Genomic DNA, 14,979 nt, shown 5'->3' on the forward strand with positions numbered 1-14,979 from the left:
ACCTACGCATGCAATCGTTTGCAGAGAATCTGTCGCCGAACGGTCGTCCCGGCGAGCCGAACGGTCGATATCCCGGGCAGCCGGTGGATTGGCCGGTCAGGGACAATGGGTAGTGATGACGCTGACCGAGATGTTGCCGGGGACCACCGAGCCTGACGACCTGTTCGACGCCCTGCAGAGCTGGGTGGGGGAGCAGGGGATCTCGCTGTACCCGGCGCAGGAGGAGGCGCTGATCGAGGTGATGACGGGGTCGAACGTGATCCTGTCGACGCCGACCGGCTCCGGGAAGAGTCTGGTGGCGACCGGCGCGCACTTCGCCGCGCTGGCGAACGGGCAGCGGACGTTCTACACCGCGCCGATCAAGGCGCTGGTGTCGGAGAAGTTCTTCGCGTTGTGCGACGTGTTCGGTGCGGAGAAGGTCGGCATGCTGACCGGCGACGCCTCCGTGAACGCGGGCGCGCCGATCATCTGCTGTACGGCGGAGGTCCTGGCGAACATCGCCCTGCGCGAAGGGGCGGACGCGGACGTCGGCCAGGTGGTGATGGACGAGTTCCATTTCTACTCCGAGCCGGATCGCGGCTGGGCCTGGCAGGTGCCGCTGCTCGAGCTGCCGAAGGCGCAGTTCGTGCTGATGTCCGCGACCCTCGGCGACGTTGAGCGGTTCAAGATCGACCTCTCGCGCAGAACCGGGCGGCCGACCGCGATCGTCGCTTCCGGCGAGCGACCGGTCCCGCTCCTCTACAAGTACGTCACCACGCCGCTGCACGAGACGCTCACCGAACTCCTGGTGACGCACCAGGCCCCGGTGTACGTCGTCCACTTCACGCAGGCCGCTGCCCTGGAACGCGCCCAGGCGCTGACCAGCATCAACGTCTGCACGAAGGAGGAGAAGGACAAGATCAAGGAGCTGATCGGGCACTTCCGCTTCAGCTCCGGCTTCGGCAGGACCCTGCAGCGGCTGATCATGCACGGGATCGGCGTCCATCACGCCGGCATGCTGCCGAAGTACCGGCGGCTGGTCGAGCAGCTCGCGCAGGCGGGGCTGCTGAAGGTCATCTGCGGTACGGACACGCTCGGCGTCGGGATCAACGTGCCGATCCGTACCGTCCTGCTGACCGCGCTGAGCAAGTACGACGGCCGCCGGCAGCGCATCCTCAAGGCCCGCGAATTCCACCAGATCGCTGGTCGCGCCGGCCGGGCCGGGTACGACACGTCCGGCACGGTCGTCGTCCAGGCGCCGGACCACGTCGTGGAGAACGTCAAGCTGCTCGCGAAGGCCGGTGACGACCCGAAGAAGCAGCGGCGGGTCCAGCGCAAGAAGCCGCCGGAGGGTTTCGTCACCTGGGGCGAGGACACGTTCGACCGGCTCGTCGCCGCCGAACCGGAGCCGCTGCAGTCGCGGATGCGGGTCAGCCACGCGATGCTGCTGAACGTGATCGCCCGCGACGGTGACGCGTTCGCGAGCATGCGGCACCTGCTGCAGGACAACCACGAGGACTCCCGGGCGCAGATCCGGCTGATCCGCCGCGCGATCCAGATCTACCGGACGCTGCTCACCGCCGGTGTCGTCGAGCGCCTGGACGAGCCGGACGAGAACGGCCGATCGCTACGGCTGACCGTGGACCTGCAGAAGGACTTCAGTCTGAACCAGCCGCTGTCCACCTTCGCGCTGGCCGCGCTCGATCTGCTCGACCCCGAGGACCCCGTGTACGCACTCGACGTGGTGTCGGTGGTCGAGGCGACGCTGGAGGATCCGCGCGCGATCCTGCTGGCGCAGCTGCACCACGCCAAGGGCGAGGCGGTGAACTCGATGAAGGCCGACGGTATCGAGTACGAGGAGCGGATGGAGCTGCTCGAGGACATCAGCTGGCCGAAACCGCTCGAAGAGTTGCTTGAGGCAACTTTGGAGATGTACCGGCAGACGCACCCGTGGATCGCCGAGGCCGGCCTGTCGCCGAAGTCGGTGGTCCGGGACATGTTCGAGCGGGCGATGACCTTCGGCGAGTTCATCCAGTACTACGGTCTCGCGCGCTCCGAGGGCATCGTCCTGCGCTACCTCAGTGATGCGTACAAGGCGCTCCGGCAGACCGTGCCGCCGGACAAGGTGAACGACGATCTCACCGATCTGATCGAGTGGCTCGGCGAGGTGGTCCGCCAGACCGACTCCAGCCTGCTCGACGAGTGGGAGGAGCTCACGAACCCGACCGACGTCCCGCAGGCGGAGGTGGTCCCAGCGGGTCCGCGCCGGATCACCTTGAACACCAGGGCTTTCCGCGTGCTCGTCCGCAACGCCATGTTCCGCCGCGTCGAGCTACTCGCCCTGCACCGCTGGGCCGAACTCGGGCAGCTCGACACCGCGGCCGGCTGGGACGCGGGCCGCTGGGCCGAGGCCGGTACGGCGTACTACGCCGAGCACGACGTGGTGGGCACCGGTCCGGCCGCCCGCGGCCCCGCGCTGTTCCTGGTCGAGGAGCACCCGGGCTACTGGGAGGTCCAGCAGATCATCGACGACCCCGAAGGCAACCACGACTGGCGCATCACCGCCAGCGTCGACCTCAACGCCTCCGACGAGGCCGCCGAACTCGTCCTCGAAATGATCTCGTTCAAGCCGCTCTGACATTCCGGAAGCAGCCTGTCCGGAATGCGGTGTAGACCAGAGGTGTGAGTCTTCCTGGTGAGATCGTGCCGGTTCAGCGGGTCGAGGTCGGCCCCGGGCATCACCTGGCGGTACGGCGGCGCGGCGCGGGCGGCGTACCGCTGCTGCTCCTGCACGGATTCCCTTGCACGAGTCGCATCTGGGCGCACAACCTCGTCCCGCTGGCGGAGGCCGGGTTCGATGTCGTCGCGCCGGACCTGCGCGGGTACGGCGACTCCGACTTCGCGCCGGACGGCTACTACGACCTCAACGCCTTCAACGCCGACCTGACAGCTCTGTTCGGCAAGCTCGGGTGGGAACGTGCCGTCGTCGCAGGTCATGATCTCGGCGCATCGGTCGCCATCGATCTGGCCAATCGCCACCCGGACCGCGTGGACCGCCTGGTGATCCTGGACGACTCCACACCCGCCCTCGACGACGCGTTCGCGGCCGCCGGCATCCCGGCGGCAGACGCCGGATCCGCGGTCTACGACTACGTTCGCCGCCAGGGACGTGAGGCCGATGCGCTGGTCGCGGAGCTGGACACGCCGGCGCAGCGGCGGCGCTACGTCGCCGAGTTCTACGGACATCGCCTGTGGTGCCCTCCCGACGCTTTCGACGAGGAGGACCTGGCGTTCCTGACCGAGCCGTACGGCGACGCGGACCGGCTCCGCGCGTCGTTCGCCGACTACGAGATCGTCATGGGCACCCGGCCGCTGTCCGCGCCGGAGCTGCTCGACCGGCCGGTCGAGCAGCCCGCACTCATCCTCGTCGGGACGGACCAGGTGACGAAGGACGACCAGGTCGAGCAGCGCTGCGCGGTCGGGTTTCCCGGGGCGGTCGGTCCGTTGTGGGTCAAGGGAGCCGGACACTTCCTGCCCTGGGAGCGGCCCGAGTTGGTCAACCGCGCGATCCGTTCGTTCTGCGGTGACCTTCTGTCAGCTGGTCAGCTCGGCCACTCGACGTCGACCTCGGTGTCGGCGTCGTAGTTCACACCCGGTACGTCGAAGCCGTACAGGCGGCGTACCTCGGACAGGAACCATGCGGCGTCGGCCACCTCGGCGATGTTGTCCTGGGTCGCGGACTCCCACTGGGCGCGCACGGCGGACTGGATGTCGTCGTTGAGTTCCCAGCGGTCGAGCCGGATGCGGCCCTCGTCGTCCAGGTCGAACGGGGTCTCGCCGGTGAGCTGGTCCCACAGCGCGATCGACTGCTCCACCGGCGTCTGCAGACCGGTGACCTTGTGCAGCAGGCTGACGTACAGGCCGATGCCCGGGATCGCGGACGACGCCTGGGTGACAGCGGCCCCGTTGACCGACGTCATCGCGGTCACCCCGTCCGCGGCCAGCTTCAGCGCGGTCTGCTCCAGGTCCGCCTTGGCCGCGCCGATCGAGCCTTGGCGGTAGAGCGGGCCGGTCAGCTCGGAGCCGATGTAGGTGAGGGCGACGGTGTTGAAGCCGGGCTTGAGCAGGTCGCGGTCCCGGAGGGCGGTGACCCACCGGGTCCAGTCCTCGCCGCCCATCACCTTCACGGTCTGCGCGATCTCGTCGTCGGTCGCGACCTCGATCCCGACCTCCTGCAGCACCGGCGCACCGTCGTCGAACGCGAGGCTCTTCGTGGTGTGCTCGGCGCCGATCGCCTTCAGCACCGACTGGTACGTCTCGCCGTTGCGCGGGTCGGTGCGGCGCGGCGCGGCGACGCTGTAGACCAGGTGGTCGATACCGCCGAGCTGCTCGGCGACCAGGTCGAGCACCTCGTCCTTGGTGGTGTCCGCGAAGGCGTCGGCGTTCACGAAGCTCCACGAGCGGCCGAGCTCGGCGGCCAGCGCCGCGGTCTCCGCGGTGCGGTACCAGCCGGCAGTCGCCGTACGTCGTGCCGTCGGAGCCTTCTCGAAGCAGATGCCGATGCCGTCGATCCCGTACCGCGCGAGGCCGGCGATCGTGGTCGCGAGCCCGTAGCCGGAGCTGGACCCGATCACCAGCGCCGTACGACGCTCCGCCGTCCGGCTCTCGACCTCGGCCGCCATCTCCCGCACCACCCGCGCACACCCGGCCGGATGGGAGTCGAGAAACAGGAATCCGCGCCCAACCGGCTTCACCACACGCTCAGTCATGCGGACGACCTTATTAGCTCCAGTACATTTCTGCGTCGTCAGGTTCCACGACGACGTCGGCGCCGAGGCGGCGGAGGTTGCCGGCGAAGTCGGTGTAGCCGCGGTGCACGTGGTGGGCGGCCGACACCAGGGTCTCGCCCTCGGCGGCGAGACCGGCCAGCACCAGGGCGGCGCCCGCGCGGATGTCGGAGGCGACCACCGGAGCGCCGGAGAGCCGCGGTACGCCGCGAACCACCGCGTGATGCCCGTCGGTCTGGATCTGCGCACCCAGCCGGGTCAGCTCCTGCGCGAACGTGAACCGGCCCTCGAACAGGTTCTCGGTGACCATCGCCGCGCCGTCGCTGATCGCGTTCAGCGCGATCACGAACGCCTGCAGGTCGGTGGCGAACCCGGGGTAGGGGAGGGTCACGACGTCCACGGGCTTCGGCCGGTCGTGCATCCGGACCCGGAATCCCGGGTTCAGCACGGTGATCTCGGCGCCCGCCTTGTGCAGCTTGTCGAGCGGCAGTTCGAGGTGTTCCGCGTGCCCGTTGGTGATCGTCACATCACCCTTGGTGATGGCGGCCGCGAACGCCCAGCTGCCGGACACGATCCGGTCCGGCACCACGACGTGGTCGACGGGGTGCAGCAGCCCGCTCACCCCGGTGATCTCGATCCGCGGCGACCCGGCGCCGTCGATCTGCGCGCCCATCTCGACCAGCATCGCCGCGATGTCCTGGATCTCCGGCTCGCGGGCGGCGTTCTCGATGATCGTGGTCCCGCGCGCGAGCACGGCCGCCATCATGATCGTCTCGGTGGCGCCGACACTCGGGAAGTCCAGCCAGACCTCGGCGCCGTGCAGCCCCTGCGGCGCCTCGGCGATCACGAAGCCGTGCTCGATGTGCACCTTGGCGCCCATCGACTCCAGGCCCGCGACGTGCATGTTCAGGCCGCGGGAACCGATGTTGTCGCCGCCCGGCAGCGCGACCTCCGCCTGACCGCAGCGGGCCAGCAGCGGACCGAGCACCGAGATCGACGCGCGCAGCTTGCGGACCAGGTCGTAGTCGCACTGGTGCCCGATCGTGCCCGGTACGGCGATCGTCGCGAGCCGCTGCTCCGCGTCGACGGTCACCTCGCAGCCGAGAGTGTCCAGCAGTTGCGCCATGAACGTGACGTCGAGAATGCCCGGCACCTGCCGCAGCGTCGTCGTACCCTCCGCCAGCAGCGCTGCCGCCATCAGCTTGAGCACACTGTTCTTCGCTCCGGCCACCTCGACAGCGCCGTCGAGCCGTGCCTCACCCGCGATCCGAAACCGTTCCACCGGTCGACTGTAGCGTTCGACCAGATCCGGCTTTGCGTAGAGTCCTCGCATGGCTGTGAACTTGACGCGGATCTACACCCGCACCGGAGACGCCGGCGAGACCCGCCTCGGCGACAACTCCGTCACCTCGAAGACGGATCCGCGGCTGGCGGCGTACGGCGAGGTCGACGAGGCGAACTCCGCGATCGGCGTGGCCATCGCGGCCGGGCACCTGAACAGCGCGATCGTGGTGCTGCTGACGCACATCCAGAACGACCTGTTCGACGTCGGCGCGGACCTGTGCAACCCGATCACGCCCGACCCGGAGTATCCGCCGCTGCGCATCACCCAGGACTACATCGACCGCCTCGAGGGCTGGTGCGACGAGTACAACGGCCGTTTGACCAAGCTCCGTTCGTTCATCCTGCCGGGCGGCACCGAGGGCGCCGCGTACCTGAACGTCGCCCGCGCCGTCGTACGCCGCTCCGAGCGCGCCGGCTGGGCCGCGGTCGAGGCGCACGGCCCGTCCGTCAACCTGCTCGCGATCACGTACCTGAACCGCCTGTCCGACCTGCTCTTCATCCTCGGCCGCGTCGCGAACCTGTCCTCCGGCGGCGACGTCCTCTGGGTCCCGGGCGGCGAGCGGGGTTAACCGATCTCCCAGCTACTAGCCTATTTCCCAGCTGAAGGGCATCCGCAGTACGCCGGCCGGCGGCAACCCGAGCGCGCTGTAGAGACCGGTGGTCAGGCCGTCGAGCGTCAACGGCGCCGCACTGACCGCCAGGTCATCGGTCGTCGTCGGCGCCTTCAGCTGACTGAGCAGGTTGCGGTGCGGTACGGAGGTCACGGCGATCTCGTCGCGGTCCAGACCGGCCCGGTTGCACGCGAGCGTCAGTGCGTGCTGGAAGCCGCCGAGCTCGTCGATCAGCTTGTGGCTGTGCGCGTCCGCACCGGTCCAGACGCGTCCGCGGGCCAACGATTCCAGCTGCTCCTCGGGCAGGCCGCGGTCCTGTGCGGCCTTGGCGACGAAGTCCTTGTAGATGCGGTCGAGGATCTCCTCCAGCCGCGCCCACTGCTCGTCGGTGAACTCCTCCTGCGCCGAGAACATCTGCGCGTTCGCGCCCTCGGACACGGCCTCGCGTGAGATGCCGATCCGCCCCAGCGCATCCCGTACGACGCCCTTCCCGGTGAGGACCCCGATCGACCCGGTGATCGTGCCGGGCTGCGCGACGATCACGTCGGCCGGCATCGCGACGAAGTACCCGCCGGATGCGGCCACACCGCCCATCGACGCGATCACAGGGCGTCCGGTCGAGCGCAGCCGCAGTACCTCGTTGCGGATCGCGTCTGACGCGACGTACGAACCACCTGGGCTGTCGACGCGCAGCACTACCGCCTTCACGCGTTCGTTGTCCGCGACAGCGCGCAGTGCGGCGCCGACCGTGTCGGAGCCAGAGCCAGGACCACCCATCGGGCTGTTGGAGTTGCGGCCGACCGAGATAGCACCTGTCACGCGGACGACCGCTACCAGCGGCTTCTGCGGCCAGGGGAGGTTCTTGCGTACCTCGTCGAGCGTCCGCGGACCACGGCGGATGTACCGCTCGGCCAGCAGCCTGTCGTCGTACTGGAGCTGCTTCTCGAGCTCGTCGTACACGTCCGACCGGTAGCCGAGTCGATCGACCAGTCCGGCGTCCAGACCGGCCTGTGCGGGCAGGGGCGCGCTGTCGACGAGCTCCCGGACCCGTGCGCTGTCCAGACGCCGCCGTACGGCGATGCCCTCGACGATCTGCTCGTACGCCGATTCCGCGAGCCGCGACGCCATCTCGCGGGCAGGCGCGGTCATCTCCCGCTCGGTGAACGTGTCGGCAGCCGTCTTGTACTCACGCCGCTTGCCGAACTGCGGGATCACGCCGGCCTTGTCGAGCGCACCGCGGATGAAGACCGCCTGTACCGACACACCGGTGATCGCCAGGTCGCCGGACGGCTGCAGCCAGATCTCGTCGAACGCCGTGGCCAGGTAGTACGGGACAGTGCCTTGTCCGGCCTCGCCGAAGGACTCGGTCCACGCGACAGCCGCCTTGCCCGACGTACGGAAGTCAGCCACCGCCTCACGCAGCTCCTGCACCTGGGCCAGTGAGAGCCGGTTGCCGCCGATGTGGGCCACTACGCCGACCACACCGTCGTCACGCGCCCCCTTCCGGAGCGCGCCTACCAGCTCGCGCAGCGTCGGTAGGTGGCGCGCACGGAACGCCGCCACGGGAGAGGAGGGCGGCGTCTCGAGTACACCGCGGGTCAGGTCCAGTTCAAGCAGAGTCCCCATACCAAGACCCTAGACCCACGCCAAAGGTCACTCAGGGCACGTCGAGCAGACCGCGGGCGGCGGCCTCGTCCTTCGGCCAGACGTAGACCGTCCAGCCGTCGGTCGTGCGGGCCGCAGTGGCCTTGATGCCGAAGTCCTTCAGGCGGCTGACCAGGACGCGGGCGTCGTTGTAGTTCGGCACGGTGCGGATGTCGATGAGCAGGCCGAAGGCGTCCCGGTCGGCCGGGCGATGGTCGACCCGGCGCACCAGCGACCCGCCCTTCGCCTTCGAGAAGGCCCAGCGGCACAGCAGCACCATCAGACCGGCCAGGGCGATGGCCACCACCGGGAACAGGAAGTAATCCTCGGCGAACACGGACACCATTGTCTCGCGAATCAAAAGATCGTGAACTCTTGGCAACCTTCCGTGTCTCCGGGGAGTCTTTACCAACACAGAGCTGCCACGCGGCCGCAACACCTCGGGGGCCGCCGGAAGAGCGGGAGGGCACGGACATGCTCGCACCGACCCACAGCAAGCCTGACACCTGTGACAACGTCGTACACCTGACCGGCATCCTGGACGTGCGCACCGTCGGCGACGTCCGTCAAACTCTCAACGAACTGATCGACACCTCCGACGGCGACGTGATCGTCGACCTGGAAGAGGTCGACGCGGTCGACGCCACCGGCCTCGGCCTGCTGGTCGCGACCCACCGCCGGACCCAGTCGCTCGGCCGGCAACTCGTCCTCTGGCACCCGATGCCGTCGGTGGTCCGCATCCTCGCGGTCACCCGCCTGCACCGCGTCCTCAACGTCGAGCGAACACCGCTGCCGATGACCGCCTAGGTCGTGTCGGGTGTGATCCACACCCCTGGTGACACCAGTCACGAGGGGAGGACTCACAAGGGCACAGAGTCCTACTCTCGGGTACATGGCGACCGAGAAGGATCGACCCTGGGTGATGCGCACGTACGCGGGCCACTCGTCCGCGGCGGAGTCCAACGCGCTGTTCCGGCGGAACCTCGCGAAGGGCCAGACCGGGCTGTCGGTCGCGTTCGACCTGCCGACCCAGACCGGGTACGACGCGGACCACCCGCTCGCGAAGGGTGAGGTCGGGAAGGTCGGCGTACCGGTCGCGCACCTGGGCGACGTGCGGGCGCTGTTCGACCAGATCCCGCTCGCGCGGATGAACACGTCGATGACGATCAACGCGCCCGCGATGTGGCTGCTCGCGCTGTACCAGGTGGCCGCGCAGGAGCAGGGCGCGCTGCCGGACGAGCTGACCGGGACCACCCAGAACGACATCGTCAAGGAGTACCTGTCGCGCGGGACGTACGCGTTCCCGCCGGACGCGTCGCTGCGGCTGACGACCGACGTGATCGCCTACACGGTCGCCACCATGCCGAAGTGGAACCCGATCAACATCTGCAGCTACCACCTGCAGGAGGCCGGCGCGACGCCCGTGCAGGAGCTGGCGTTCGCGCTGTCGACGGCGATCGCCGTCCTCGACCGGGTGCGGGACGGCGGGCAGGTCCCGCCGGAGCGGTTCGGGGACGTGGTGCAGCGGATCTCGTTCTTCGTGAACGCCGGCGTGCGGTTCATCGAGGAGACGTGCAAGATGCGCGCCTTCGTCCAGCTCTGGGACTCGTTGACCTTGGAGCGGTACGGCGTCACGGACGCGAAGGCCCGGCGGCTGCGGTACGGCGTACAGGTGAACTCGCTCGGGCTGACCGAGGCGCAGCCGGAGAACAACGTGCAGCGGATCGTCCTCGAGATGCTCGGGGTGACGCTGTCGAAGAACGCACGGGCCCGGGCGGTCCAGCTGCCGGCGTGGAACGAGGCGCTCGGGTTGCCGCGACCGTGGGACCAGCAGTGGTCGCTGCGGATGCAGCAGGTGCTGGCGTACGAGTCCGACCTGCTCGAGTACGACGACATCTTCGACGGCTCGCACGTGATCGAAGCCAAGGTCAACGAGCTGGTCGAGGGGGCGCGCGAGGAGATCGACCGGGTGCAGGCGATGGGCGGCGCGGTCGCCGCCGTCGAGAGCGGGTACCTCAAGCAGGCCCTCGTCGGATCGCATGCCGAGCGGCGGCAGCGGATCGAGTCCGGCGAACAGGTCGTCGTCGGGGTGAACAAGTTCGAGAACACCGAGCCGTCGCCGCTGACGGCCGACCTCGACACCGCGATCCAGACCGTCGACCCGGCGGCCGAATCGGCGGCCCTGAAGTCGTTGCAGACCTGGCGTGCCGAGCGCGACGCGGCCGCCGTCGACACCGCCCTGTCGAAGCTGCGTGCCGCGGCGAAGACGACCGACAACCTGATGCCCGTCACGCTCGAGTGCGCACGCGCCGGCGTGACCACCGGGGAATGGGCCGGCGTACTGCGCGAGATGTACGGCGAGTACCGCGCACCGACCGGTGTCGCCGGATCCGTCGGGGTGTCCGGCGGTGGCGCCGAGATCGCCGCGGTCCGCGAGAAGGTCACCGCCACGTCCACCGAGCTGGGCGGCCGGCTGCGCCTCCTGGTCGGCAAGCCCGGTCTGGACGGCCACTCGAACGGCGCCGAGCAGGTCGCGGTCCGCGCCCGCGACGTCGGCTTCGAGGTTATCTACCAAGGCATCCGCCTGACCCCCGAGCAGATCGTCGCCGCGGCCGTCGCCGAGGACGTGCACTGCGTCGGCCTCTCGATCCTGTCGGGCTCCCACATGGAACTGGTCCCGCAGGTCGTCGAAGGGCTCCGCGAGGTCGGTCTGGAAGACGTTCCCGTCGTCGTCGGCGGCATCGTCCCCGACGCCGACGCGAAAGCCCTGCGGGCCGCCGGCGTAGCGGCCGTCTACACACCGAAGGACTACGACCTCACCGGCATGATGTCCGACGTCGTCGATGTCATCCGGAGCGTCAACAAGTTGTAGGTTGGGGCGCATGACCGCTAATACTCGGCAGCTGTCCAACGGAACTGAGATCCCGGTGCTTGGGCTCGGGGTCTGGCAGGTGGATGACGGGGCGGAGTGCGAGCGCGCCGTCACCTGGGCACTCGAGGCCGGCTACCGGCTGATCGACACCGCGCAGGCGTACCGCAACGAGGCCAGCGTCGGGAAGGCGATCCGGGAGAGCGGGGTCCCACGCGAAGAGATCTTCCTGACGACGAAGTTCTACCCGGGTGGGAAGGACGCGCGGGTCGAGGCGGAGAAGAGCCTCGAGCGGCTCGGGACCGACTACCTCGACCTCTACCTGATCCACTGGCCGCAGGGCGGGCCGACCTGGGCCTGGCCGGCGATGGAAGCCGCCGTGGACGCGGGCCTCACCAAGGGCATCGGCATCTCCAACTTCAGCGCCGCCGAGCTGCAGGCGCTGAGCAAGATCGCCCGGATCCAGCCGGCCGCGAACCAGGTCCTGTTCAGCCCGTTCGAGTACCGCAAGGAACTCGTCGAGGCCTGCGAGGAGGCGGATGTCGTCGTGCAGGCGTACAGCCCGCTCGGCACCGGACGCCACCTCGGCGACCCGGCCATCGCCCGCATCGCCGAGGCGACCGGCCACACACCGGCGCAGGTCCTGATCCGCTGGGCGATCCAGAAGGGCCTCTCGGTCATCCCGAAGTCGATCCACCAGGACCGCATCGTCGAGAACTTCAACGTGTTCGACTTCGAGCTGGACGACGCCTCGGTCGCCGCTCTGGACGCGCTCGACACCACCAACCTGACGGCGGACGCCCTGTCCCAGAGCGGCAAGTGGTGGTCCTGAGCACCAGCCTCAGACCAGCAGGCTGGTGCTCTTCGCCATCTTCTCCCTGAAGGCCCGCCACCTCGTCTCCGGCAGTTCGGGCGGGCCGGGGAGGAGCTTGCGTACGACGGTCGCGCCAGGGGCCCAGGCGGCGTCGGGCAAGGTCCCCATCACGTCGGCGTACACCGACCGGAGGACCTCGGCCTGCGCTGCCCACGAGAACCGATGCTGTAGTTCGGGGTCGTTGGCGATGCGTTGGGCGATGCGGTCGCGGTCGGCGAGCACCGTCTGAACTGCCCGCACGAGGCCGTCCACGTCACCCGCGGGGTAGACCGCTCCGAGGTCCAGCTCCTTCACCAGATCGGCCTGTGCCGGGGTATCGCTGGTGATGATGGGCAGCCCGGCGGCGATGTACTCGCAGAACTTGTTCGTCACCGCAATGTCGTGGTTCGGCGCGTGCAGCAGCGGGCTGAGACCGATGGTGGCCGAGCGAAGGTACAGCGGCACGACCTCGGCCGCGACGAACGGCGCCAGGTGCACGCGGTCGGCCACGCCCAGCTCGGCGGCGCGGGCCTCCAACTCGGCGGTGACGGAGTTGGCCCGCGCGACGATCGCGAGATGGACCCCAGGCAAGTGCGTCAGCCCTTCGACCGCCGTCCCGACGCCGCGAGCACGGTTGACGCCGCCGCCGTACACCAGCAGCGGAACGTCCTCGGGCAACCGCAGCTGCTCGCGCAGGCCTACCACCTCGGTGTCCTCGGGCGGCGAGACCGGGGCGTTGAGGACCACGTCGGGCAGCTCGGTCAGCTTGTGGTCACGCTTGAGCCACTGCGCCAGCGGCTCGGACACCGTGACGACGCGGTCGGCGTCGCGGATGAACTCGCGTTCGAGATCGCTGTACGCCGCGACTCGGCGCGGAGCCACGACCGGCACGCCCGGGATGTACTCGTGGGCGTCGTAGATGATCTTGATCGTCCGCCCGTCGAGCGCCGCCCGGTGCGCTGCCCGCGCCGCGATGCCGAGCATGAACACGTCGTGCACGTGGATGACCTCGATCAGCAGGCGGTCGAGCAGCGGGCCCAGCGTCAGCTCCTGGTCGACGAGCTCGGGCATCACCCGCCGCCAGCGCCCCGACGGCAGGTAGCGGTACAGGGCGAGCAGCCGCTCGCGCCGCTTGCCGATGCCCAGGTCGGTGATGTCGGCCGCGGGCCTGGTACGCCGGAACGAGTACGCGCGGGCCTGGAGGACGGCGCGGTGCAGCCGCAGCATCCGCCAGCGCACCGCCCGCCGCATCCGGTCGCGGACGGACCGCTTGGCTGAGCCGGACTCGCCGCCGGCGCGCTGGTGATCGCGGCGGTCGCGGCCGCGGTCGCCGCGCAGCTCGCGGCTCGCGTACTGCCAGCGGCCGTAGGCCAGCGTGTACTCGGCTTCGGTCCTGAACCACGGCCGCAGGTTCGTCTTGAGGTTGGCCAGCCGTTTGCGCCACCCCGTCAGCAGCACCTTCGACGGGATGATCGGGCACAGCACCTGCACCTTGCCGAAGTAGCGGACGCCCCGGAACCGGCGTCCGGGGAGGCCGATGCAGGTGACGTCGAGGTCCCAGTTGGCGACCGTCTGCGCGTACTTGAGCACGCGGGCGTCGACGACGATGTCGTTGCCGGCCATCATCACGACCTTGGGCCGGATCCAGGACGGCTTCCAGTCGACAGGCACCGGACTGGACTGGGTCGACTGCTCGACGAGCGCGGCCAGGGCGTCCGCCGACCAGCTGCCGTCGTGCACCATCTCGACGAAGTCCGCTCCGCGGGCCGCGATCTCACGGCCCCGCTCCGGGTGCGCGATCAGGTCGAGGACGACCTGCTCGACGGTGTCGGGGGTCGCGTCGACGATCGGCAGGTCCAGCCCGGTCTCCGCGGCCACGCGGTCCCGGACGTGCTGGGCGATGTGCCCCACCACGACCCGGCCCGCCGCCATCGCCTCGCACGCGGCGACGCCGTAACTGCCGATGCGGAACTGGTCGAGCACGATGTCGGCGTCGCGGTAGACGGCCGGCATGTCCGCCGGGTCGACACCCTCGACCCTGCGATAGGTGATCAGGCCCCGCTCCGCCAGGCTCTCCATGATCGGGTCGATCAGCTCGGAACCCTTCATGGCCGACTTGCTCGGCGCGTGCGCCACCACCGGCTTCCTGTGCGCGAGCACCGGGGCGTCACTGCGCCAGGCCTCGACGTCGACGATCACCGGGCACCAGATCGCGTTCGGGACGTAGTCGAGCAGATCGGGGGTGGAGACGTACACCCGGCCCGGGTACGACGTGAACAGCTCGACGGCCCGGGTGGAATTGCGTTCGAGCAGCTCGACGGTCTCGTCGTCCAGGTTGGGGAACGGCGACCACGGCTCGGTCTCCGCGTGCCGGCTGGGGATGCGGACGTCGGAGCCGTGGGCGATCAGCCCCACCTGCAGACCCTTGGTGAGCAGATGCGGGATCTCGAAGGACCCGTCCGGCCCGTGCAGGGGGCCGAAGATCGGCCGGGCCGCCTCGAGCAGCACGTGCGTGTAGTTGCGCACGACGTGGTTGTAGAAGTTCAGCCGCCAGCGCGGATTACGCCGGTACGTGCGCGCAGGTACGCCGTAGTCGACCGGGTAGTCGAGCACTCCCTTGAAGAAGGCGAACGACGTCGCCTTCGTGGCCGGCACCCGCTCCTCGAGCGCCCGGGCCCACCGGGTGCCCTGACCCGCGAAGTTGGCCGGGCCGACGAGCAGCCGGACGGATCCGTCGAGCCGCGCCGGCATTCCGTCATCCACAGTGTTAATCCCCCCACGAGATCTCCCGGCCAGTCTTGACATTTAAGGACTAGACCGGTATTGGGACAGACCACTCCGCGGCCTGCGCACTTGGTATGAGTCCCCCCGGACTCATACCTATAGATGCAG

General features: G+C 69.3%; 11 protein-coding genes. 6 read left to right on the forward strand and 5 right to left on the reverse strand.

The window, feature by feature from the left end:
• Positions 1–115 precede the first annotated feature (115 nt).
• Both E0H50_RS21570 and E0H50_RS21575 read left to right on the forward strand, forming a co-directional pair.
• Complete coding sequence (locus E0H50_RS21570; RefSeq protein ID WP_131291369.1) at positions 116–2,617, forward strand: DEAD/DEAH box helicase; 2,502 nt, start codon at positions 116–118, stop codon at positions 2,615–2,617.
• Between the two features lie 44 nt (positions 2,618–2,661).
• Positions 2,662–3,624, forward strand: coding sequence for an alpha/beta fold hydrolase (locus E0H50_RS21575; RefSeq protein ID WP_131291371.1), 963 nt, complete (start codon positions 2,662–2,664; stop codon positions 3,622–3,624).
• On the opposite strand, the gene fabV is transcribed toward E0H50_RS21575, so the two are convergent.
• Positions 3,582–4,748 carry an enoyl-[acyl-carrier-protein] reductase FabV gene (gene fabV, locus E0H50_RS21580; RefSeq protein WP_131291373.1) on the reverse strand — a complete coding sequence of 389 codons (1,167 nt, stop codon included), beginning with the start codon at positions 4,746–4,748 and terminating at the stop codon, positions 3,582–3,584. The two genes, E0H50_RS21575 and fabV, sit on opposite strands and share 43 nt — an antisense overlap.
• Positions 4,749–4,761: 13 nt before the next feature.
• Positions 4,762–6,048, reverse strand: a complete 1,287-nt coding sequence (gene murA, locus E0H50_RS21585) for a UDP-N-acetylglucosamine 1-carboxyvinyltransferase (protein ID WP_131291374.1) — start codon at positions 6,046–6,048, stop codon at positions 4,762–4,764.
• 49 nt (positions 6,049–6,097) lie between these two features.
• Between murA and E0H50_RS21590 the strand changes: the two genes are divergently transcribed.
• Entirely contained in the window at positions 6,098–6,679 is a 582-nt protein-coding gene (locus E0H50_RS21590; protein WP_131291376.1) for a cob(I)yrinic acid a,c-diamide adenosyltransferase, read from the forward strand.
• Between the two features lie 15 nt (positions 6,680–6,694).
• Here E0H50_RS21590 and sppA read toward each other — a convergent pair whose 3' ends face one another.
• Complete coding sequence (gene sppA, locus E0H50_RS21595) at positions 6,695–8,347, reverse strand: signal peptide peptidase SppA (RefSeq protein ID WP_131291378.1); 1,653 nt, start codon at positions 8,345–8,347, stop codon at positions 6,695–6,697.
• Between the two features lie 31 nt (positions 8,348–8,378).
• The gene (locus E0H50_RS21600; protein ID WP_131292001.1) at positions 8,379–8,711 is read right to left on the reverse strand and encodes a hypothetical protein; all 333 of its coding nucleotides are present in this window, start codon (positions 8,709–8,711) and stop codon (positions 8,379–8,381) included.
• Positions 8,712–8,839: 128 nt separating this feature from the next.
• Between E0H50_RS21600 and E0H50_RS21605 the strand changes: the two genes are divergently transcribed.
• The 3 genes from E0H50_RS21605 (at position 8,840) to E0H50_RS21615 (ending at position 12,066) form a co-directional block, all read left to right on the forward strand.
• Positions 8,840–9,172, forward strand: coding sequence for an STAS domain-containing protein (locus E0H50_RS21605; protein WP_131291380.1), 333 nt, complete (start codon positions 8,840–8,842; stop codon positions 9,170–9,172).
• Positions 9,173–9,257: 85 nt separating this feature from the next.
• Positions 9,258–11,237 carry a protein meaA gene (locus tag E0H50_RS21610; protein WP_131291382.1) on the forward strand — a complete coding sequence of 660 codons (1,980 nt, stop codon included), beginning with the start codon at positions 9,258–9,260 and terminating at the stop codon, positions 11,235–11,237.
• Positions 11,238–11,247: 10 nt separating this feature from the next.
• The gene (locus E0H50_RS21615) at positions 11,248–12,066 is read left to right on the forward strand and encodes an aldo/keto reductase (protein ID WP_131291384.1); all 819 of its coding nucleotides are present in this window, start codon (positions 11,248–11,250) and stop codon (positions 12,064–12,066) included.
• Positions 12,067–12,075: 9 nt separating this feature from the next.
• Here E0H50_RS21615 and E0H50_RS21620 read toward each other — a convergent pair whose 3' ends face one another.
• Positions 12,076–14,850: a glycosyltransferase gene (locus E0H50_RS21620; RefSeq protein ID WP_165547241.1), complete on the reverse strand. Its 2,775-nt coding sequence runs from the start codon at positions 14,848–14,850 to the stop codon at positions 12,076–12,078.
• Positions 14,851–14,979: the final 129 nt, after the last annotated feature.

This window comes from Kribbella sindirgiensis (genome assembly GCF_004331435.1).
Classification (GTDB): Bacteria; Actinomycetota; Actinomycetes; order Propionibacteriales; family Kribbellaceae; genus Kribbella; species Kribbella sindirgiensis.

Coding starts and splice junctions, on each gene's coding strand:
- E0H50_RS21570 (WP_131291369.1), top strand. CDS start 116: ATGACGCTGACCGAGATGTTGCCGGGGACCACCGAGCCTGACGACCTG.
- fabV (WP_131291373.1), bottom strand. CDS start 4,748: ATGACTGAGCGTGTGGTGAAGCCGGTTGGGCGCGGATTCCTGTTTCTC.
- E0H50_RS21590 (WP_131291376.1), top strand. CDS start 6,098: ATGGCTGTGAACTTGACGCGGATCTACACCCGCACCGGAGACGCCGGC.
- sppA (WP_131291378.1), bottom strand. CDS start 8,347: ATGGGGACTCTGCTTGAACTGGACCTGACCCGCGGTGTACTCGAGACG.
- E0H50_RS21600 (WP_131292001.1), bottom strand. CDS start 8,711: ATGGTGTCCGTGTTCGCCGAGGATTACTTCCTGTTCCCGGTGGTGGCC.
- E0H50_RS21605 (WP_131291380.1), top strand. CDS start 8,840: ATGCTCGCACCGACCCACAGCAAGCCTGACACCTGTGACAACGTCGTA.
- E0H50_RS21610 (WP_131291382.1), top strand. CDS start 9,258: ATGGCGACCGAGAAGGATCGACCCTGGGTGATGCGCACGTACGCGGGC.
- E0H50_RS21615 (WP_131291384.1), top strand. CDS start 11,248: ATGACCGCTAATACTCGGCAGCTGTCCAACGGAACTGAGATCCCGGTG.